This window comes from Ensifer sp. CCNWLY38, assembly GCF_037120565.1.
In the GTDB taxonomy this organism is placed as follows: Bacteria; Pseudomonadota; Alphaproteobacteria; order Rhizobiales; family Rhizobiaceae; genus Ensifer; species Ensifer adhaerens_H.
Window position 1 is genome coordinate 201,143 of sequence record NZ_JBBBBO010000013.1, and the last position, 20,802, is coordinate 221,944.

Annotated in this window: 23 protein-coding genes; 18 read left to right on the forward strand and 5 right to left on the reverse strand. The window is 62.8% G+C overall.

The features are described 5' to 3' along the window. Positions 1-8: 8 nt before the first annotated feature. Together alc and V7S54_RS25985 are read left to right on the forward strand one after the other, a co-directional pair. The gene (gene alc, locus V7S54_RS25980; protein WP_336409008.1) at positions 9-1,028 is read left to right on the forward strand and encodes an allantoicase; all 1,020 of its coding nucleotides are present in this window, start codon (positions 9-11) and stop codon (positions 1,026-1,028) included. 109 nt (positions 1,029-1,137) lie between these two features. Continuing rightward, positions 1,138-1,623, forward strand: a complete 486-nt coding sequence (locus V7S54_RS25985; RefSeq protein ID WP_057249225.1) for an ureidoglycolate lyase — start codon at positions 1,138-1,140, stop codon at positions 1,621-1,623. A gap of 87 nt (positions 1,624-1,710) precedes the next feature. Here the strand turns inward: V7S54_RS25985 and V7S54_RS25990 are convergent, their stop codons facing one another. Beyond that, the gene (locus V7S54_RS25990; RefSeq protein ID WP_336409007.1) at positions 1,711-2,559 is read right to left on the reverse strand and encodes a helix-turn-helix transcriptional regulator; all 849 of its coding nucleotides are present in this window, start codon (positions 2,557-2,559) and stop codon (positions 1,711-1,713) included. A gap of 112 nt (positions 2,560-2,671) precedes the next feature. Here V7S54_RS25990 and V7S54_RS25995 point away from each other — a divergent pair, with 112 nt between their 5' ends. After that, the gene (locus V7S54_RS25995; protein ID WP_336409006.1) at positions 2,672-3,925 is read left to right on the forward strand and encodes a cytochrome P450; all 1,254 of its coding nucleotides are present in this window, start codon (positions 2,672-2,674) and stop codon (positions 3,923-3,925) included. Between the two features lie 40 nt (positions 3,926-3,965). After that, entirely contained in the window at positions 3,966-4,286 is a 321-nt protein-coding gene (locus V7S54_RS26000) for a 2Fe-2S iron-sulfur cluster-binding protein (protein WP_336409005.1), read from the forward strand. 159 nt (positions 4,287-4,445) lie between these two features. Here the strand turns inward: V7S54_RS26000 and V7S54_RS26005 are convergent, their stop codons facing one another. Beyond that, on the reverse strand, positions 4,446-5,738 hold the full coding sequence (locus V7S54_RS26005; RefSeq protein WP_057249228.1) for an NCS2 family permease: 1,293 nt from the start codon (positions 5,736-5,738) through the stop codon (positions 4,446-4,448). Between the two features lie 422 nt (positions 5,739-6,160). On the opposite strand from V7S54_RS26005, the gene V7S54_RS26010 reads away from it, so the two are divergent. Continuing rightward, positions 6,161-6,358, forward strand: coding sequence for a heavy-metal-associated domain-containing protein (locus tag V7S54_RS26010; RefSeq protein ID WP_336409004.1), 198 nt, complete (start codon positions 6,161-6,163; stop codon positions 6,356-6,358). A gap of 15 nt (positions 6,359-6,373) precedes the next feature. Next, positions 6,374-6,895, forward strand: a complete 522-nt coding sequence (locus tag V7S54_RS26015; protein ID WP_336409003.1) for a hypothetical protein — start codon at positions 6,374-6,376, stop codon at positions 6,893-6,895. Here V7S54_RS26015 and V7S54_RS26020 read toward each other — a convergent pair. The 3 genes from V7S54_RS26020 to V7S54_RS26030 form a co-directional block, all read right to left on the reverse strand. Continuing rightward, positions 6,892-7,863 carry an HlyD family secretion protein gene (locus tag V7S54_RS26020; protein ID WP_336409002.1) on the reverse strand — a complete coding sequence of 324 codons (972 nt, stop codon included), beginning with the start codon at positions 7,861-7,863 and terminating at the stop codon, positions 6,892-6,894. The genes V7S54_RS26015 and V7S54_RS26020 overlap by 4 nt on opposite strands. Next, positions 7,853-8,107: an ABC transporter permease gene (locus tag V7S54_RS26025; protein WP_336409001.1), complete on the reverse strand. Its 255-nt coding sequence runs from the start codon at positions 8,105-8,107 to the stop codon at positions 7,853-7,855. The genes V7S54_RS26020 and V7S54_RS26025 overlap by 11 nt, the downstream gene beginning before the upstream one ends. Before the next feature lie 380 nt (positions 8,108-8,487). After that, entirely contained in the window at positions 8,488-9,438 is a 951-nt protein-coding gene (locus V7S54_RS26030) for a LysR family transcriptional regulator (RefSeq protein WP_065374696.1), read from the reverse strand. 89 nt (positions 9,439-9,527) lie between these two features. Here V7S54_RS26030 and V7S54_RS26035 point away from each other — a divergent pair, with 89 nt between their 5' ends. The 12 genes from V7S54_RS26035 to arsN2 all read left to right on the forward strand — a co-directional run bounded on the left by V7S54_RS26035 (position 9,528) and on the right by arsN2 (position 20,799). Next, complete coding sequence (locus tag V7S54_RS26035) at positions 9,528-10,403, forward strand: dioxygenase family protein (RefSeq protein ID WP_442892610.1); 876 nt, start codon at positions 9,528-9,530, stop codon at positions 10,401-10,403. Beyond that, positions 10,400-11,461, forward strand: a complete 1,062-nt coding sequence (locus tag V7S54_RS26040) for a maleylacetate reductase (protein ID WP_336408999.1) — start codon at positions 10,400-10,402, stop codon at positions 11,459-11,461. The genes V7S54_RS26035 and V7S54_RS26040 overlap by 4 nt, the downstream gene beginning before the upstream one ends. Positions 11,462-11,500: 39 nt before the next feature. After that, positions 11,501-12,781 carry an ABC transporter substrate-binding protein gene (locus V7S54_RS26045; protein ID WP_336408998.1) on the forward strand — a complete coding sequence of 427 codons (1,281 nt, stop codon included), beginning with the start codon at positions 11,501-11,503 and terminating at the stop codon, positions 12,779-12,781. Positions 12,782-12,821: 40 nt separating this feature from the next. Next, a complete protein-coding gene (locus tag V7S54_RS26050) occupies positions 12,822-13,541 on the forward strand; it encodes an ABC transporter ATP-binding protein (protein ID WP_065374692.1) in 720 nt (239 codons plus the stop codon). After that, positions 13,538-14,260: an ABC transporter ATP-binding protein gene (locus tag V7S54_RS26055; RefSeq protein ID WP_336408997.1), complete on the forward strand. Its 723-nt coding sequence runs from the start codon at positions 13,538-13,540 to the stop codon at positions 14,258-14,260. The genes V7S54_RS26050 and V7S54_RS26055 overlap by 4 nt, the downstream gene beginning before the upstream one ends. After that, positions 14,247-15,110: a branched-chain amino acid ABC transporter permease gene (locus tag V7S54_RS26060; RefSeq protein WP_336408996.1), complete on the forward strand. Its 864-nt coding sequence runs from the start codon at positions 14,247-14,249 to the stop codon at positions 15,108-15,110. The genes V7S54_RS26055 and V7S54_RS26060 overlap by 14 nt, the downstream gene beginning before the upstream one ends. Positions 15,111-15,120: 10 nt before the next feature. Continuing rightward, positions 15,121-16,206: a branched-chain amino acid ABC transporter permease gene (locus V7S54_RS26065; RefSeq protein WP_336408995.1), complete on the forward strand. Its 1,086-nt coding sequence runs from the start codon at positions 15,121-15,123 to the stop codon at positions 16,204-16,206. Beyond that, entirely contained in the window at positions 16,199-17,953 is a 1,755-nt protein-coding gene (locus tag V7S54_RS26070) for an FAD-dependent oxidoreductase (protein ID WP_336408994.1), read from the forward strand. Before V7S54_RS26065 ends, V7S54_RS26070 begins: the two co-directional genes overlap by 8 nt. A gap of 3 nt (positions 17,954-17,956) precedes the next feature. Beyond that, a complete protein-coding gene (locus V7S54_RS26075; RefSeq protein WP_336408993.1) occupies positions 17,957-18,850 on the forward strand; it encodes an intradiol ring-cleavage dioxygenase in 894 nt (297 codons plus the stop codon). Between the two features lie 248 nt (positions 18,851-19,098). Continuing rightward, the gene (gene nadE / locus V7S54_RS26080; RefSeq protein ID WP_065374685.1) at positions 19,099-19,941 is read left to right on the forward strand and encodes an ammonia-dependent NAD(+) synthetase; all 843 of its coding nucleotides are present in this window, start codon (positions 19,099-19,101) and stop codon (positions 19,939-19,941) included. Between the two features lie 67 nt (positions 19,942-20,008). Then, positions 20,009-20,362 (forward strand): ArsR/SmtB family transcription factor, encoded by a 354-nt coding sequence (locus V7S54_RS26085; RefSeq protein ID WP_065374684.1) that lies wholly within the window; start codon positions 20,009-20,011, stop codon positions 20,360-20,362. Next, entirely contained in the window at positions 20,359-20,799 is a 441-nt protein-coding gene (gene arsN2, locus V7S54_RS26090) for an arsenic resistance N-acetyltransferase ArsN2 (protein ID WP_065374683.1), read from the forward strand. The genes V7S54_RS26085 and arsN2 overlap by 4 nt, the downstream gene beginning before the upstream one ends. Positions 20,800-20,802 lie beyond the last annotated feature (3 nt).

Sequence of the window (20,802 nt, forward strand, 5' to 3'; positions counted from 1 at the left end):
ACGCCTTGATGACGACCGACGGCGTGAGCCCGCCCGAATTCGCGCTGAACGCGATCAACCTAGCCTCCGCCGGTCTTGGCGCGAGGCCGGTCTTCGCAACTGACGAGTTCTTCGCGCCGCTCGAGCGCATGCTTCAGGACGCGCCGCCGGTCTATCATCCCGGTGTCTATGACGAGAACGGCAAGTGGATGGACGGCTGGGAAACGCGGCGCCGCCGCGGCCCCGGCAACGATCACGCCATCATCGCGCTTGCTGCAAGCGGCCGTATCCACGGCTTCGAGGTCGATACCGCGCATTTCACCGGCAACTATCCGACCGCCTGCGCCATCGACGCCTGCCTGGCACCCGATGGTCCGGACGAGCGGACAGTGTGGACGGAACTGGTCTGTGCTCGACCGCTCGGGCCGAGTGCGCTGCATCATTTCGAGGCCAGATCGGAAGCGGTCTGGAGCCATGTCCGCCTGCGCATCTATCCCGATGGCGGTATCGCCCGCCTCAGGGTCTACGGCACGCCTGCCCTCGACCAGCCCGCGATCGGCGATGCGATCGTCGACCTTGCCTCGTCGCTCTTGGGCGGGAGGATCATTGCCTATTCGAACGGCCACTACGGCCACCAGCGCCTGCTTGCCCCCGGGCGCGGGATCAACATGGGCGACGGCTGGGAAACGCGCCGGCGCCGCGAACCCGGCAACGACTGGATTGTCGTGAAGCTCGCCGCGCGCGGCGAGGTCGAGCGGATCGTGGTCGACACTGCCCACTTCAAGGGAAACTACCCGGATGCCTGCTCGCTACAGGCAGCCGACCTCAGCGGTGCCACGTGCGAACTGGCTGCCTCGGTCACCGCATCGTCGATGTTCTGGCGCGAGGTTCTGCCGCAGCAGAAGCTCTCGGCCGACAGCCTGCACAGCTATGAAGCACATGAACTCGCGGCCTCAGGCCCGGTGACCCATGTGCGCTTCAACATCTTCCCCGATGGCGGCGTCAGCCGGCTGCGTGTCTTCGGGCGTATTGCGAATGCCGGCAACTAGATCGTTTCGCCGAGGAGGCGAGATGATCGGACCTGAACTGCAATTCCCCCAAAGAGCAGCTTGCTCAGGAATTGCTGCCATCGATCAACATTGCACGGAGGAGCGTTGCATGAAGGAGATCGTCATACAGCCACTGACCCGGGAGGCCTTTGCGCCCTACGGCGACGTAATCGAAACGGAGAACGCCCACAACTTCCCCATCAACGGCGGCAAATGCACCCGCTATCACGATCTCGCCAAGATCGAAACGACGGGCGAGAAGGCCCGGCCGATGATCAGCCTGGTGCGCGGCGAACCCTATCCGCTGCCGCTCAAGCTCACCATGGTCGAGCGACATCCGCTCGGCAGCCAGGCTTTCATTCCCTTGAGCGACAATCCGTTCCTCGTCGTCGTCTCCCGGGAAACCGACGAAGGCCCGAGTGAACCGATCGCCTTCAAGACCACACCGGGCCAAGGCGTCAACATCGCCCGCAATGTCTGGCACGGCATCCTGACACCACTCGAAGATGTCTCGGATTTCGCGGTTGTCGACCGCGGCGGCGAAGGCGTCAATCTGGAGGAACACTTCTTCAAGGAGCCGTTCCTGATTGTATGAATGAACGAATGGCCCGGTCAACTGACCGGGTCATCGGTGCGTGGGTCACGGGGCGTCAACTGTTTGCCTGATGCCCATCAATCGACATCAGTAGCCGCCATCCCGACGGAACTTCGTCGGCGTGTATCCCGTCACCCGGCGGAAATCGCGCGAGAAATGATAGGGATCCGGGTAGCCGCATATAGCCGCCACCGCGGAAACCTTCGCATCGCGGCCGACCAGCAGGCGCTTCGCCTGGTTGATGCGCTCGTGGCGCAGCCAGTCCATCGGCGTCGTGCCCACCATATCGCGAAAACGGCGAAAGAGTTGCGACTGGCTAAGCCGCGCTAGGGCCGCGAGATCATCGATCGCCCAGGCGCGGGCGAGATCGTCACGCATCGCTGAAAGAACAGCCAACAAACGATCCTCGCCCGGTGCATCCTCGCCCGGCTCACTGCCGGTCAGACGCGGACCGATCATGTCCACGATCAGCCCGGAGATAGCCGCACTCGCCAAGGCATCGGTCGCAGGCGAGCGTTCCGCAAGAAACCCGCTCACGGCCTCAAAGGCAGCGCGTGCCGTCTGCGTATCCCTCGGCGCGAACAATGGCGACTGCTGGACACCCAGGAACTGGTAGAGCGCATCGAGACCGTGCCCCTCGATCCCCATCCAGAGATAGCGCCAGTTTTCGCTGTCGGGCGCGCAGCTGTGCGAATAGGCCTGCGCGGTATCGAGCCAGGCGACATTGCCCGTTTCGGCCAGGAACCGTTGACCGCGCACCTCTATCAGCCCGCAGCCGCCGGTGGTGTAGACAAAGACATGCTGGTGGAACCGCTTGCGGATCGGCGCTTCCTCAGGATGGGCGGTCCGGCTTCCGGCGACCAGCGCCAGATAGGGAAACGCATCGGCAAATTTGGCCGGCGTATGGAAATGGATCTCTTCGTTTTCAGACAGCATCCGCGTTTTTTGTCAGTCAATGCGAGTTTTGTCCATCATCTTGCGACAGCGTACCATTCCCAACGAGACCGTGGCGACGCTATCATGCAGCTTTATGCACGGAGTATTGCCCATGACCGAAGCCACGCCGAACGGCGAAGCCGCAAAGCTGACCTTCGCGCCGTTGTCCCCGGATTTTGCCCGCGATCCCTACCCGACCTACCGCGCCTTGCGTGAGAAGGAAGGGCTGCATTACTTCCCGGACCTCGACATCTGGCTGGCTTCGCGCTTCGAGGATGTCTCGGCGATCGTCATGGACAAGCGCATGGTGCGCTCGCTCGAGGACATTGCGACCGCCGAGGAGCTTGCGAAACTGCAGCGCGCCGCCAACTGGCATGACATGCCGCACCACGAGCGCTTCGTCCAGTTCAGCCTGCTCGACAGCGACGGCGCCGTGCACGACCGGCTGCGCAAGCAGGTGTTCAAGCTGTTCACGCCGGCCATGATCGCCAAGCTGCGCGACCAGATCCAGGCCTATGTCGACCGCCTGATTGACAGCCTTGCGGATCGCGGCGAGATCGATTTCGTCGATGACCTCGCCGCCCACGTTCCCGGCCATATCATCGGCCGCCTGCTCGGCGTGCCGGACGAAGACTGTCCGCAGCTCCGCATCTGGTCGGAAAACATCGTGCAGTTCTTCGACGTCGACCGTTCCGACGCACGCAAGAAGATCGCCGAAGACAACACCACCGAGTTCTACGAGTATCTGACGGCGCTGAAGGCCGAGCGCGAGCGCGCGCCGAAAGATGATCTCATCTCGGTGCTGATTGAGGCGGAGCGCTCCGGCGCAATGAACTTCGACGAGTTCATCTCGACCTGCATGCTGATCCTGATGGCGGGCCACGGCTCGACGATCGACGTGCTCGGCAGCGGCATGCATGCGCTCTTGCGCTTTCCCGAGCAGATGGCGCGGCTGAGGAACGAACCCGGCCTGATCCAGACCGGTGTCCAGGAGATGTTCCGCTACGAATCCCCGCTTCCCTTCTTCCACCGCCATTGCGTCGAGGACGTCGAGATCTGCGGCCGGCACTTCGAGCGTGGCACCAAGTTCGGCCTGCTTTACGGTGCGGCCAACCGCGACCCCAAGCAGTTCGAGAACGCCGACACCTTCGATATCGGCCGCACGCCCAACCGCCACCTCGCCTTCGGCGGCGGCGTGCACTTCTGTCTCGGCAACCACCTCGCGCGGCTCGACATGGATATCATCCTCAGCACCCTGCTTCGCCGCTTCCCGACCATCGAACTCGCCGAGCGGGAACCGGAATACAAGCGCGGTCTTTCGGTGCGCGGCCCCAAGCGGCTGAAGATCGCCATCCGGCCAGCCTGACCCGCACTGAAACCGACATTCTAAGAACCGGAGAATACCCATGCCCAAGATCGTCTTCATCGACGCGGACGGCACGACCAAAGAAGTGCAGGCGGAGGTCGGCCAATCGCTGATGTCCGCGGCGGTGCAGAACGGCATCGACGCGATTGCCGCCGAATGCGGCGGCTCCTGCGCCTGCGGCACCTGTCACTGTTACATCGACGGCGAATGGGCCGAACGCCTGCCGGCGCCGGATTTTCAGGAGCAGGACATGATCGAGTGCGTGGTCAATCCCAACGAACGCAGCCGCCTGAGCTGTCAGATCACGATCTCGGCTGATCTGGATGGCCTGGTGGTGCATCTGCCGGCAGCGCAATACTGAGCAAGTCCAGGAAAAGTGTGAAACGGTTTTCCGTCCGGATTTGCGTACCTAAAAAAGCCAGATCAGAAAAAGGCCGGGGCAACATTTTCGTTGCTCCAGCCAGCACTTACGGGGAAGTTCTGATTGGCCGAGGCGACGATGCCCCGGCCAAGTTTCGTATTACTCAGCAAAGAACGCGAAGCGCACGATGAAGAGTGCGGCGACGATCTGGGTGGCCGGGTGGATGACGCTCCACTTTCCGGTGCAGACCTTCAAGACGACATAGCTCACGAAGCCGAAGGCGAGGCCGTTGGCGATCGAGTAGGTGAAGGGCATGGCGAGCGCGGTGAGCGCAGCCGGTGCCGCTTCCGTCAGGTCGTCCCAGTCGACTTCGGTCAGTTCGCGCATCATCAGGCCGGCGACATAGAGCAGAGCCGGTGCCGTCGCATAGGACGGAACGGCGGCTGCCAGCGGCGAGAAGAACAGCGCCGCCAGGAACAGCACGCAGACTGTGAGTGCGGTCAGGCCCGTGCGGCCGCCGGCCTGAACGCCCGAGGCGCTTTCGACATAGGCGGTGGTGCTGCTGGTACCGATCAGCGAGCCGGCGACGATCGCGGTGCTGTCGGCGAGAAGCGCGCGGCCGAGACGGTTCGGCTTGCCCTCTTCGACCAGCTTCGCGCGCTTGGCAACACCGATCAGGGTGCCGGTTGCGTCGAAGACTTCGACGAGTACGAAGACGAGAATGACGTGCAGCAGGCCGCCATGCAGAGCGCCCATGATGTCGAGCTGCAGGAAGGTCGGAGCAATGCTCGGCGGCGCCGAGACGATGCCCTTGAACTCACTGACGCCAAGGATCATCGACAGAACCGTGACGACAAGGATGCCGATCAGGATCGAGCCGCGAACCTTCAGCGCATCGAGCACGGCGATCACGAAGAAGCCGAGGATCGCGAGCAGCGGTCCGGTCTGCTTGAGATCGCCGAGACCGACGAGCGTTGCCGGGTTGTCGACGACGATGCCGGCGTTCTTCAAGGCGATGATGCCGAGGAAGAGGCCGATACCGGTGGCAATTGCGCTTCTCAGCGAATGCGGGATGCCGGCGATCAGCCAGCTTCGCACACCGGTCACGGTGAGGATCAGGAAGATCACGCCCGAAATGAAGACCGCACCGAGCGCCTGTTGCCAGGTGAAGCCGAGGGCAGCGACGACGGTGAAGGCGAAAAAGGCGTTGAGGCCCATGCCGGGCGCCATGCCGATCGGCCAGTTGGCGACGAGCGCCATGACGGCGGAGCCGAGTGCGGCGGCGATACAGGTTGCGACGAAGACGGCATCCCTATCCATGCCCGTGCTCGACAGGATGTCGGGGTTGACGAAGATGATGTAGGACATCGTCAGGAATGTCGTGATACCGGCGATCACCTCGGTGCGCGCCGTCGTCTGATGCTCTTTCAGCTTGAATAGTCGTTCAAACATCTTTCCTCCCTTGGCGGCGTCACCACGACGCAGCCGAACGACAGTGACCGGGAAACCGTCTCCTCCAGTTCCCGACCAGTGCATTTCGAACGCCCGGAGTTTCCGGAGCGATCGCTTCGCTTAAGGCTTCGTGCCGGCTGGCGATCGTCCGCCCTCTTTCGGACGACGCGAATGCCTTTTGCACAGCCTTGGGATTGTGCGACTTCCGGAGCCGGACCGCTAGCCGTCCATTCCCGGGATCGATGAGGAAAGACTTTCAAATTTTTCGGAGCATTTGTCGGCGCCGAAACGGCGCCTTTCGCGTATTCGCCACCATCCGAAGGGCCCAGAAACCCTCGAAAAAAATATGTTGAAAGGCCCTCTTGACCTTCCAACGGTGGGAACCGCCATGTTTCTCTCACAACGAAACGAAGGAGACAAGCATGCAGAACTACAAGATCGACAACATGACCTGCGGCCACTGCGCCGGTGCCGTCCAAAAGGCGATCCTGAGCGTCGATCCGCAGGCAACGATCAAGGTCGATCTCGGCAAGAGGGAAGTCAGCGTCGAAACCGCCGCTGCCGCTGGCCCGATCGCCGACGCCCTGAGGGCCGCCGGCTACGAAAGCCGTGCGCTCTAGACGATGGGCCGCGCCGTGGACGATCCACGGCGCAACAGGGTGGCAACGAATGCCCGCCCGAAGCGCTTGGCGGCTTTTCGGCCGCTGGTCGAGAAGTTCGCCGCCACCTTTGCCGCAGACGTCGAGCCCGGTCTCGCCGCCTTCATGGCCAATAGCCAGGTTCCGTGGGACCTCGAGGCGCTTCAGGCCGAGGTGAGCAAGCCCGCCTGGAAGGAAAAGCCGAGCTGGTATCTCGCCACCGAGGACCACATGATCCCGGTCGACGAAACGAAACGCAGCCTCCGACCGCAGCGCCGCTCGGGGGCTGCGCGTTCGATCGACAACGAAATCCTCGGGGTACCGCCTCCATCTGGCGAGGGTGCAGACGACGTTTTTGCTGCCGTTCGTGCCTGCGGCTATCGACCCGAAGGCAAGACGCCGGTCCCCGCAAAGTTGTCTGCAACGTCCAGCGTCCAATGTCCCCGGCTCTCAAACCTGTCTCGGCAGGTCGAAGGAGCCTTTCCCATCCAACGGCACCCGCGTAGCCGCCAACTTTAGGGACGAGCGAGCAGCACGGTCATGCCAGGCTCGATATCGCTCGTGGGCATATCCGCCTCCAATCGAACGCGGAAGCTGTTGAGGTCATGGTCTCCGACAGCCCGCGCCGCTCGCCATGTCGCGAACTCGCCCAACGGCCGAAGTTCCGTCACATGTGCCGGGACGGACAGCCCGTTCGGCGTTGAAAGCGTTACGGAGGTGCCGACCGTCATGCCCCGGAGATCGTCTTCGCGCACGGTGAAGGCAAACCACGACCGGTCGTCGACGTCCATCGTTACGACAGGTTTTCCCGGCCCGATGATCTCCCCAAGTTCGGCGACGCGGATGTTGATCGTGCCATCGGCTGGCGCAACGAGGCTTGTCTTGTCGAGCTTGGCTTGAATACTGGCCACCGTCGCCTCGGCAAGTGCGACCCTGGCGTCCGCGAGCGCCCGCTCTTCAACCGTAGGACCGGCATTCGCTGCCTCTGCCTGGGCGCGTTTTACCTCCAGATCTGCCTCGCCCTTGGCGAGAGAGGCAGCGGCTTCGTTGGCCGTTTGCCGACTTGCGAAGTTTTTGGCCGCAAGTGCGGTCGCCCGGTCGTTCTCCTGTTGCGCAAGGACCAGGTTTGCCTCGGCCGTGCGCACGGCCTCCACTGCAATATCAACCTGTTCGCGCCTGACGCCGGAATAGATCCGGTCGCGCTCTGCCTTCGCGCTCGCGGCCGCCGCCCTCGCTTCTCCGACAAGCGCTGACAGATCTGGATTGTCCAACACCGCGATTAAGTCGCCTTTGCGCACCTTCTGTCCGGGTTTTACGGCAACGCTGGCGAGGCGGCCGGATGTCTCGGGAGCGATGCGGATTTCCGTTCGCCTGACCATGCCGGCGATGGCCCCCCTGTCCGCCGCCGCAGCAAACGACGCAGCAGATGTCGAGAGGGCCAATGCGGTCACGGCAATGATCGGTAGGCGCATGGATCTAGCGTTCATTGACGCCCCTCCGTGAAGTGACGAACCGAGCGGAGATCATGGCGAGGGCGGCATAGATGAATGCCAGCATCCAGAGCCGCGCCCAGTCCTTGAAGACATCGCCGAAAGCGGACCCCATCTGGTTTGCTCGAACCAGCGCATCAATCCCCGACGTGCTTGGAAGGGCGTAGCTCGCGGCCCGCAACCCAGGCGGGATCGCCTCCGGTGGCCAGGCGACGCCCACAAGGAAGAACAGCGGCTCCAAGCACGACAAAGCCCTGCTTCGTCCGCTCCAGGCCCGCGTCTTGAACAAAACTGGCCGCCGAGGCCTTCGCCCGAGGAGCAAATGGTGCCCGCGTGATGTCGGAGACGTCAACAGGAAAAACCGGTCAAGCGCCGATCACATGCTTGCGCGGCACAAATGGAGAAAGCGATGGTTTTTGCCGCGCCGGACTCGCCGGGACTCTCTTTCCTGGACTCCTAAGCGGTTTTACGGACGCCCGCGGCCTCAAGCGGACACCGACATGCATTCGATCCACGGACGGAACTTGAATTCGCTCGAACGAACCGACGCCGTCGTCGCGATCGAGGTCGTCCCCTCACAGATCCGGAATGCGGTTGCCGATTCGCATGGGCGCAATCCAACTAAACACCCCAAACCACGGCCTGTTCATGTCGATGGATGAGGTGCTGAAGCTGATCGAAGCTGTGGCGGATATGTTGCGAGAATTTTTCGATGGCTGGGGTATGCGCCGAGGTCGCGCGCCTCAGAAGCCCAAGAGCACGTTCCGGGTGCGGGACGGAAACCGGAAGCGCCGTGATCGATTTTTCGTTGCGTAGCGCAAAGACGACACTGTGCGGAAGCACCGTCAAGGCGTCGATACCCTTTAGATAGTTGACGAGGCTCATGAGTGAGCCACCCGTGTAGCGGATCTTGATCTCGGTCGCCCCGAAGGAGAGCAGCAGGCTATGAAGGTCCGCTAGCAGCGGGCTTCCCGGCGGCGGCGCCACCCAGGGATATTCGAGAAGCTGCGACGGCTGCGGCCGTCTCTTCAACAGAAGCGGATGCGTGACCCGGCAGGCGACGACGTTTCGGCCGGGAAGCACCTTCTGGAACGCCAAGCCCGATCCCTCCTCAAGAATATCGAGCGGGCAGATGGCAAGATCGATCTGATCACCCTTCAGGGCAGCGCGCAGGTCGGCCATGTAGCCGTAGCTCTGGTCAATCCTGACGTCAGGGTTTTGTGCCTGGAAGTCTGCGATCATCGGCGCGATCAAGGCGTCCATGAAAAATGGCGTACCGCCCACGCGCACCAGACCGCTTTTGCCGAGGCGAAAGCTCTCGATCGTATCGGACGCCTTGCGTGAGGCCGACAGCATGACCTGGCCATGATCGGCGAGCGCGCGCCCGAGCGGCGTCGGTTGCAGCGGCCGCCGCCCTTTGACGAAAAGCGGTTCGCCCAGGCGCTTTTCGAGCATGGCAATGGTGCGCGAGATCGCCGGCTGCGACAGTCCGAGCAGCGCTGCCCCTTCGGTGACACCGCCGGCTTTCACGACCGCAGCGAGCTGAACAAGATGGCGTTCGTCTATCTTCATAACAATTGATTATATTAACTCAGAGTAAAATCATCAATCGCGCCAGATGCCCGTGTTAGCTTTCATTTCAGCCAAGTGTCTGGAGGGGTGTGATGCGGGGCGCGATGGTTTCGAATCCCAATGAAGCAGCCTTCACCGAGGCTTTCGCACAGCGAATATCGAAAGCCGACGACGGCTCGCTGCCGCTGGTGCTGCGCACGGTCGTCACCCACCTTCACGGGCTTATCAGGGAATTGCGTCCCAGCGCAGCCGACTGGCGCAAAATGATCGAGTTTCTGACCGAGGTTGGTCACACCACGGACGAGCGGCGGCAGGAGTGGGGTCTGCTGTTCGACCTGCTTGGCGCTTCGGCGCTGGTCGATGAGATCAACTCCCGTCGGCCGAAACAGGCGACACCCAATACGGTCCGTGGGCCGTTCTTTCGCGCCGACACGCCGAAACGCATATCCGGCAGCAACATCTCGCTCGATGGCGTCGGCGAGCGGCTGGCGGTCTTCGGGCAATTGCTCGATCTCGACGGCCACCCGATCGAGGGCGCGGAGGTCACGACCTGGCAGGCGAACGCCGCAGGTTTCTACGAGAACCAGCAACCGGACCTGCAACCGGAGTTTAATTTGCGCGGCGTCTTCAAGACCGATCGCGAAGGGCGGTTCGACTACCTGACGGTGCGCCCCGCCGGCTACAGCGTCCCGGAAGACGGGCCGGTGGGCAAGCTCCTTGGCCAGGCGGGTTGTTCGCTCCGGCGCCCAGCCCATCTACATTTCATCGTCACCGCTCCAGGTTTCCAGACGATTACGACGCATATCTACGACGGCAGCGATCCTCATATCGACGAGGACGCGATCTTCGGCGTCAAGCCGGAACTGGTGCACGAATTCAAATGCTCCGACATCGGCGGCAAGCCTGGCTGGCGGCTGGACTTCAAGTTCCTGATGGCGAGGGCAAGGGAAGGATCTGGGTCGTGAGGAACAATTTCACCTACCAGGGCAGTGCGGCGCACATCGTCTTTGGCGAAGGCAGGAGCCGCGAGGCCGGAGCCTGGGTCGAAAAGCTTGGGTGCAGCCGAGCGTTGGTGCTCTCAACACCGCAGCAACGGGCAGACGCGGAAGCATTGGCGGAGCGGCTCGGGCCACTTGCCGCAGGCGTTTTTGCCGGGGCCGTGATGCATACGCCAGTCGAGGTCACGGCAAAGGCGATGGAAGCGGTCAACCAAAGCGGCGCCGACTGTGTCGTCTCCCTTGGCGGCGGATCCACCACCGGGCTCGGCAAGGCGATCGCCTACCGCACCGATCTGCCTCAAGTCGTTATCCCGACCACCTACGCCGGTTCGGAAGTAACGCCGATCCTCGGACAGACAGAAGGCGGCCGAAAGACGACCGTCAGGCATGCTTCGATCCTGCCGGAGGTGGTGATTTACGATCCCGAGCTGACTCTCGGCCTGCCGGTCGGCATGAGCGTGACCAGCGCGCTCAACGCCATGGCCCATGCGGTCGAAGCGCTTTATGCGCAGGATCGTAACCCGATCTCTTCGCTGATGGCGAAAGAAGGCTTGTCAGCCTTCAAGACGAGCCTGCCGACGATCATCGGGACGCCGCGCGATCGCGAGGCGCGTGTCGAAGCGCTTTACGGCGCCTGGCTCTCGGGCACCGTGCTGGGCGCGGTCGGCATGGCGCTGCATCACAAGATTTGCCACACGCTGGGCGGCACCTTCGATACGCCGCATGCGGAAACCCACGCGATCATGCTGCCGCATACGGCGGCCTATAACGCCGCGGCCGTACCTGACCTGCTTGAGCCCGTGGCCCGGACTTTCGGCGGATCGGTTGGCGGCGGCTTGTGGGATTTCGCAAATTCGCTCGGCGCACCACTCGCCTTGAAGGACCTCGGTCTTTCGGAGGCAGATCTCGATCGGACCGCCACGATTGCGACCGAAAACCCCTATTGGAACCCACGCCCGATCGACCGCCAATCCATTCGGGCGCTGCTGCAGGATGCCTGGGAGGGCAACCGGCCGACGAACTGACGACACCCTTCGGGAGGAAGGGCATTGGGAGGAGGAACCATGCTGACGAGACGCGATTTTCTGAAGACGACAGCCGCAGGTGGCGCAGTCGCCTTTTCATCCGGTCTTGCGATGCCGGCGATCGCCAAGGACACGGCGATCAAGCTTGGTTATGTGAGCCCGCAAACCGGACCGCTCGCCGCCTTCGGCGAAGCCGACAAATTCGTCATCGACGCCTTCCTGGCGGCGACCAAGGCAAAGGGCCAAAACTTCGAGGTTGTGGTCAAGGACAGCCAGTCGAACCCCAACCGGGCGGCGGAAGTGGCCAAGCAGCTGATCGTCGATGACGAGGTCAATCTGGTCCTCGTCGCCTCGACGCCTGAGACGACGAACCCTGTTGCAACCACCTGCGAAGCCGAACAGATGCCGTGCATCTCGACGGTTGCGCCATGGCAGCCCTGGTTCATCGGCCAGCAAGGCAATCCAGGCGATCCCTCTTCGTGGAAACCGTTCGACTATGCCTATCACTTCTTCTGGGGCCTCGAGGATGTGATCGCCGTCTTCACCAACATGTGGGCCCAGGTCGAGACGAACCACAAGGTCGGTGGCCTCTTCCCCAATGACGGTGACGGCAATGCCTGGGGCGACGGGACCGTGGGTTTCCCGCCGGTCCTCGAAAAGCTTGGCTACGGGCTCACCGATCCCGGCCGCTACCAGAACATGACGGACGATTTCTCTGCCCAGATCAATGCGTTCAAATCGGCTGGATGCGAGATCGTTACCGGCGTGGTGATCCCTCCAGACTTCACGACCTTCTGGAACCAGGCCAAACAGCAGGGTTTCGTGCCGAAGGTCGCCTCGATCGGCAAGGCGCTGCTGTTCCCGCAGGCGGTCGAAGCGCTAGGCAAGGCCGGGCACAATCTCTCGTCCGAAGTCTGGTGGTCGCCGAGCCACCCCTTCGCCTCGTCGCTGACAGGCGAGACATCCGCTCAAGTGGCCGACGCTTTCACCAAGGCGACCGGCCGGCCATGGACGCAGCCGATCGGCTTTGCCCACGCCCTCTTCGAACTGGCCGTCGACGCCGTTACGCGGGCCGACGACCCGACGAACGGCGACGCAGTGGCCCAGGCAATCGCCGCCACAAAACTCGATACGCTCGTCGGTCCCATTGCATGGGACGGCAAGGGACTCCCGCCGTTTGCTGCCCGCAACGTCGCCAAGACGCCGCTCGTCGGCGGTCAGTGGCGGCTGAAGGACGCCGGCGGCTACGACCTCGTCATTACCGACAACAAGACGGCGCCGAACATCCCCGCCGGTGGAAAAATGGAAGCGATCGTTTAAGCGCCTGATGGCGTGGGACCGTGACCGAGGAGGGTCAGGCATGTCTCTGTTAGAGCTCGAGCGGGTCTCGAAGCGCTTCGGCGCGCTGACCGTCGCCGACGAGATCAGCTTTTCGGTTGGCGAGGGTGAGGCGCTGGGCATCATCGGGCCAAACGGCGCCGGCAAGTCGACGCTGTTCAATCTGATTACCGGCAACATCGCCGCCGACAGCGGCACGGTCCGCTTCGGCGGCGTGGATGTCACCCGAACGCCGCCGATGGCCCGCTGTCTTTCGGGCATGGGGCGGACCTTCCAGATCCCGCAGCCCTTCGAAAAGCTGACCGTCTTTGAGAACCTGCTCGTCGCGGGCAGTTTTGGCGCGCGGCGGCGCGAGGCGGAAGCCTGTGACCGCTGCGCCGAAATCCTGGTGGACACGGGCCTCTTCGACAAGGCGAATGTACTGGCCGGTGGCCTCACCCTTCTGCAACGCAAGCGGCTGGAACTGGCAAGGGCGCTTGCCACCGAACCCCGGCTGCTGCTGCTGGACGAGATCGCCGGCGGTTTGACGGAAGCCGAATGCCACCAACTGGTCGCGACCATCAGCGCCATCCAGCAAAAGGGCGTTGCCGTCATCTGGATCGAACATGTGCTTCATGCGCTGACCTCGGTGGTCGAGCGGCTTCTGGTTCTCAATTTCGGCAAGGTGATCGGCATTGGAAAACCCGACGAGCTCATGGCGTCGCGTGCCGTCCAGGAGATCTATCTGGGGATCGAGCTATGACGGCGATGCTTGAAACCAGAGGGCTCAAGGCCTTCTACGGCGACTTCCAGGCCCTTTTCGGTGTCGATATCGCCGTAGCCAAGGGGGAAACCGTTGCGATCATCGGCGCCAATGGCGCGGGCAAGACCAGCCTGATGCGCGCGATTTCGGGCGTGCTCGCAAGCGAGCCGGGCATGGTCGTCTATCGCGATGAACCGATCGGCGCGCTGGCAGCACCCGACGTGCTTGCCCGCGGCATCGCCATGGTACCGGAAGGCCGCCGGCTGTTCCCGTCGCTGACCGTCGAGGAGAACCTGTTGATCGGCGCCTATGGCCGCAAAGGACAGGGACCGTGGACGCTCGAGAGTGTCTATGAGCTCTTCCCTATCCTGCGCGAGCGTCGAAACAACCCGGCGACGGCCCTTTCCGGCGGCCAGCAGCAGATGGTGGCGATCGGCCGGGCGCTCATGTCCAACCCGGACGTGCTGCTCTGCGACGAGATCAGCCTCGGCCTGGCACCGGTCGTCGTTCGCGACATCTATGCGGCTTTCCCGCGCATTCGCGCAACGGGTGCCTCGATCGTCATCGTCGAGCAGGACATCGCCCAGGCGCTCAAGGTCGCAACCCAGGTCTATTGCCTGATGGAAGGGCGTGTCACGCTTTCGGGGCGTCCGGAAGTGCTGACCCGCGAGCAGATCCACCAGGCCTATTTCGGAGCGCCGCGCCATGAGCTTCATTGACACGGTCGTGCAGGGCGTTCTGCTCGGCGGGCTCTACGCCCTGTTTGCCGCCGGCCTGAGCCTGGTCTTCGGCATCATGCGGCTCGTCAATCTCGCCCATGGCGACCTGATCGTGCTTGCCGCATTCCTGATCCTTTTGCTGACCTCGGCGCTCGGCCTCAATCCATTCCTGGCGGCGCTCATTGCCGCGCCGCTGATGTTCCTGGCAGGTTGGGCCCTGCAATACTTCGTGCTCAATCGCACGCTCGGCAAGGACGTCTTGCCGCCGCTGCTCGTCACTTTCGGCATCTCCATCGTCCTCCAGAATGGCTTGCTCGAAGCGTTTTCCGCCGATAGCCGCCGCGTCTCCATCGGGGCGCTGGAGAGTGCTTCGATCGGCGTCGGCCAGCTCAACATCGGCCTGATGCCGTTGATGACCTTCCTGTCGGCGCTCCTCGTCATCTTCGGCCTCAACCAGCTGATCTATCGGACGGCGCTCGGCCGCGCCTTCCGCGCGACCTCCGACGACGTCGTGACGGCCGGTCTGATGGGTATTCGCCCGCAACGCGTTTTCGCCATGGCGACCGGACTTGCCATGGTCGTGGTGACGATCGCCGCCCTCTATCTCGGCACGCGCGCCAATTTCGATCCGACATCGGGCCCGTCCCGGCTGATCTACGCCTTCGAAGCCGTGATCATCGGGGGCCTCGGCTCGCTCTGGGGAACGCTTGCCGGCGGGGTCATTCTCGGCGTTGCGCAGACGCTTGGGGCGGCCGTCAATCCGGAATGGCAGATCCTTGCCGGACATCTCGCCTTCCTCGCCGTTCTCGTCATCAAGCCGCGCGGGCTTTTCCCTCGCGCCGTCGATTGAGGTCAAGCCGATGTCCATCGCCATTCCGTCCTTCAAGGTCGAAACCCGGAGCGGAACCTCATCGCTTGCAGCTTTGGCGGCAGTCGCCGGCCTCGCGCTTGCGATTGCAGCTCCCCTCCTCGTGTCCCGCGGCGCCGTGCAGGATCTCTTCTTCATCCTGACCATGCTGGTGCTGGCGCAGAACTGGAACCTGCTTGCTGGCTATGCCGGGCTGATCTCGGTCGGCCAGCAGGTTTTCGTCGGCTTCGGCGCCTATGCGATGTTCGGTGCGGTCATTCTGGCGGGCGTCGACCCCATCGTTGCGATCCTGATTGCCGGCGCTCTTTCGGCGCTTCTCGCCATCCCGACGGCCTTTTTCACCTTCCGGCTCCAGGGGCCCTATTTCGCCATCGGCACCTGGGTGGTGGCCGAGGTTGTGCGGCTGCTCCTGGCACAGTGGAAGGCGCTCGGCGGGGGCACCGGCACGTCGCTGCCGCGCGAAGCGACGAAGGACATGGCAGGCGTCGATATCGTGCGCGACCTCTTCGGTATGAAGGCGGCCGCGGCCAGCGATGCCCTCACCTATTGGATCGCGCTCCTGCTGGCGCTCGCGACCATCGGCTGCATCTACCGCCTGCTGCGAAGCAAGCAGGGGCTCGGTCTTGCGGCCGTGCGCGACAACGAGCAGGCCGCCCGTGCCGTCGGCGTCGACGCCCGGCGCATGAAGGCTATGGTCTACGTTGCGACGGCCTTCGTCACCGGGATGGCCGGCGCGCTGATCTACGTGCAAAAGGCGCGCATTTCGCCGGACGCGGCTTTTTCCGTCACCGATTGGACGGCCTACGTCATCTTCATCGTGGTGATCGGCGGGATCGGCACCATCGAAGGACCGATCGTCGGCGTGGTGCTCTTCTTCCTGCTGCAAAAGCTCTTCGCCGATTTTGGCTCCTGGTACCTGCTGGTCCTGGGCCTCATCGGCATTCTCGTCATGCTCTTTTCGCCGCGCGGTCTCTGGGGTCTGTTCTCCGATCGCACCGGCATCCAGCTCTTTCCGGTCCGTCGCAAATTGATCGGCGGACCACTCGCACACATGCCTAAGGGAGGACCAAATGGCTGATATCACAACCGACGTACTCATCATCGGCACGGGGCCAGCCGGTTCCGCCACGGCCGCCCTGCTTTCGAGCTACGGCATCGAAAACATGGTGATCAACCGCTATCGCTGGCTGGCGAACACGCCACGCGCGCATATTACAAACCAGCGCACGATGGAGGTCCTGCGCGATCTCGGCCGGGACGTGGAAGACGAGGTCTATATGTTCGCCGCCGAACAGGACCTGATGGGCGAGAACGTCTTTTGTACCTCGCTTGCGGGCGAAGAGATCGGGCGCATGAAAAGCTGGGGCAAGCACCCGGTCTCGCGCGCCGAACACAAGCTATCCTCGCCGAGCCAGATGAACGATCTGCCCCAGACTTTCATGGAGCCGCTCCTGTTCAAGACGGCTTGCTCGCGCGGTACCCAGGCGCGGATGTCGACGGAATATGTCAGCCATGTGCAGGACGGCGAAGGCGTTACCACGACGTGTCTCGACCGGTTGACCGGCAAGGAAATCACCGTTCGCTCGAAGTATCTGATCGGTGCTGACGGCGGCAATTCGAAGGTCGCGGAGCATGCCGGGCTCACCTTCGAGGGCCGGATGGGCGTTGCCGGCTCAATGAACATCCTGTTTGAGGCCGACCTGTCGCGTTATGTCGCCCATCGTCCTTCGGTGCTCTACTGGGTGCTGCAACCGGGGGCCGACGTCGGCGGTATCGGCATGGGCCTCGTGCGCATGGTCCGCCCCTGGAACGAATGGCTGATCGTCTGGGGATACGACATCAACCAGCCGGCACCGGCCGTTGACGAAGCCCATGCGAAGAAGGTGGTGCGCGACCTGGTGGGCGTGCAGGATCTGGATGTGACGGTCAAGCAGGTCTCGACCTGGACGGTCAACAACATGTATGCGACGACGATGTCGAACGGGCGCGTCTTCTGCATGGGGGATGCCACGCACCGCCATCCGCCATCGAACGGGCTCGGCTCCAACACCTCGATCCAGGATGCCTTCAACCTTGCCTGGAAACTCGCCTTCGTGCTGAAGGGCCAGGCCAGCGAAACGCTGCTTGACACCTACACAACGGAGCGGGCGCCGGTCGCCAAGCAGATCGTCACCCGCGCCAACAAGTCGATTGAAGAGTTCGGCCCGATCTTCAAGGCGCTCGGCCTGCTCGATTCCATCGATCCGGTGAAGATGCAGCAGAACATGGACGCGCGCTGCCGCGATACGCCGGCGGCGGAAGAACAGCGCTCCGCTATCCGCAAGGCGATCGCCGCCAAGGTCTACGAGTTCGACGCCCACGGCGTCGAGATGAACCAGCGCTATCGTTCGGATGCGATCGTCACCGACGGTCAACCGGAACCCGCCTTTGCCAAGGACCCGGAACTGCATTTCCAGCAGACCACCTGGCCGGGCGCCCGACTGCCGCATGCGTGGGTTTTCTCTGGCGATGGGAAGAAGGCCTCGACGCTCGATCTCTCCGGCCACGGCCGGTTCACCGTCCTGACCGGGATCGGCGGACAGGGGTGGATCGAAGCGGCGAAGGTCGTCGGCCATGAGCTTGGTGTCGATATCGCGGCCCACGCCATCGGCGCGCGGCAGCAGTGGGATGATTTCACCGGCGACTGGGCCGGGCTGAGCGAAGTGCGTGACAACGGCATCGTTCTCGTGCGTCCTGACCACCACGTCTGCTGGCGCTCGCAGGCGCTGTCGGCAGATCCCGTCGCAGACCTTCGTCGGGTCATGACATCAGTGCTTGGGAGGTGATCCATGGAAGCGCATGAGAAAGGTTTCTTCACCGAAGAAAACTCGATTGAGGTCGTCACGGGCCGCAACAAAAATGCCAAGGACGAACGGCTGAAGCAGATCATGGAGGTCGTGACGCGCAAGCTGCACGAAGCGGTGAGAGAAATCGAGCCGACGCAGGAGGAGTGGATGGAGGCGATCCTCTTCCTCACACGCACCGGACAGATGTGCAACGAATGGCGGCAAGAGTTCATCCTTTTGTCCGACACGCTCGGCGTCTCGATGCTGGTTGACGCCATCAACAATCGCAAGCCGTCGGGTGCCTCCGAAAGCACTGTGCTCGGCCCGTTTCATGTCCAGGACGCGCCTGAACTCGAGATGGGCGCAAACATCTGTCTCGACCAGAAGGGCGAGGACATGGTGGTCGGCGGTCGAATCCTTGATACGGAAGGCCGCCCCATCGCCGATGCCGTGATCGATGTCTGGCAGGCCAATGACGAAGGTTTCTATGACGTTCAGCAGAAGGGCATCCAGCCCGAGTTCAATTTGCGCGGCGTCTTCCGCACCGGGCCAGACGGCGAATATTGGTTCCGGGCGGTAAAGCCTAAATACTACCCGATCCCGAACGACGGTCCGGTCGGCCGGATGCTGGAGCATCTCGGACGTCACCCCAACCGCCCGGCCCATCTCCACTACATCATCAAGGCCGACGGCTACGAGACGCTCATTACCCACATCTTCGATCCGGATGATCCGTATATCCATTCGGATGCCGTGTTCGGAGTGAAGCAAAGCCTGCTTGCGACTTTCCGGCGCGTTGAGGACACGTCTCGGGCCACTAACTACGGATTCCCGGGCCGCTTTTGGGAAGTGAACCACGACTTTGTGCTGGCGCGGTCAAAGGGTGGCGCCCGCTGACCGGTTCAGAGGTCATTGCCTCGCTGCGGTGCTCCAGAAAAAAGCAATCGTCGCTCAGGTCACAGGCTTGCCCTTCCGCTGCACGGCGACGCTGAGCCGTGCTAGCGTGCGTGCCTTCGACGAGGAAGAAGAAGGGGGCAGGAAGGTATTCCCTTGCCTCCTTCGGATCCCCATGAATTATCTGGTCTGGTCACCCTGAAGGGACGGACCGCCAAGAGCGACGGGGCGAAGTCAGCAGGAGACATTCAGTGAAAGAGCAACTTGCCATCATTCAGGCGCTTGGCGTTCGATCGGAATTCGATGCGGTAAGCGAAATCCGCACGCGGATTGAATTCCTGAAGGCCTATCTCGTGCAAGGCGGACAGCGCGCCTACGTGCTCGGGATCAGCGGTGGGGTCGATTCCCTGACGGCCGGGCTTCTCGCCCAGCGCGCCGTTCGGGAGTTACGCGAAAGCGGCCACTCGGCAACCTTCATCGCCGTCCGGCTTCCCTATGGTGTGCAGGCGGACGAACACGATGCGGCCGCAGCCGTCGCTGCGATTCGCCCCGACCGTGTCATCACCGTGGATATCAAACCGGCGGCTGACAGCCTCATGGACGCAATCCTTGCCGGCGGCGTCGACCCGGCCCCACGTCATCATTTCATCCTCGGGAACGTGAAGGCGCGCCAGCGGATGGTCGCGCAATATACAATCGCCGGGGCATCGTCGGGTCTCGTCATCGGCACGGACCACGCTGCAGAGGCGCTCATGGGCTTCTACACGAAATTCGGTGATGGCGCAGCAGACATTCTCCCTCTCGCCGGTCTGAACAAGCGGCGCGTTCGCGCCTTGGCCTCGAAACTCGGCGCGCCGGAACAGCTCGTCTGGAAAACTCCCACCGCTGACCTTGAATCGGATGCGCCTCTGCGACCGGACGAGGACGCTTACGGCGTGACCTACGACCAGATCGACGACTTTCTCGAAGGCAGAACTGTCGCGCCGGCTGCGGCCGAACGCATGCTCTCAGCCTATCGCGCGAGCGCACATAAGCGCGCCCTTCCCGTCGTCCCCACGGACTGTCACCCGGTCTTGCAGGCGACGACTGCATGACATCTGCGGTTCGGCAATTCCCCGGTCCAGCAATTGACATTTCCAATATATCCATTATTCTGGATGAATGGATAACATAACCGCAATAGCGGCGCTTGCCGCACTGGCCCAGTCTACCAGGCTCGAGACATTCCGGCTTCTCGTCAGACATGAACCGGATGGCGTGCCTGCCGGCGAACTTGCCCGCCTTCTCGACGTCCCGCAGAATACCATGTCGGCGCACCTCGCGACGCTGTCGCGCGCGGGCCTCGTGACAAGCGAACGGCAGAGCCGCTCGATCATCTATCGAGCTGACCTCCACGGCCTGCGAAACCTGACCCTCTTCCTGTTGAAAGACTGCTGTGGCGGCTCGACCGAACTCTGTGCGCCGCTGATTGCCGAACTTACGCCCTGTTGCGGAGCCGAGGTGAAGCTGTCATGAGCGACATCAGACTGGAGCCAGTCCCGGGAAGCGATCCCGGACTGAAGCTGGCGCTATCGGCCTCCGGTCTTCCGATCGAGGACCTCGGAGAGCCGGGACGCTCGTTCTTCAGGGCGGTTTCCTCCGATGGCGGCACAATTGGCTACGCTGGCATCGAGACGTGCGGCGATGCGGTCCTCCTCAGGTCGATGGTCATCTTGCCCGAGCATCGTGGCAAGTCATTCGGCAAATCGCTGATCAAGGAAACCCTGAAAGCCGTCAAAGAAAGCTCGGCAGTCTTCCTGGCTACGACGACCGCCGCGCCATTCTTCGAAAGCCTCGGCTTCGTCGCGGTCGAGCGAGCCGATGCGCCGCCCGCCGTTCTCGCAACCCGCCAGCTTTCGGGCATTTGCCCGGCATCGGCCACGATCATGAAACTCAGCAATCCTCCGACCTAACCA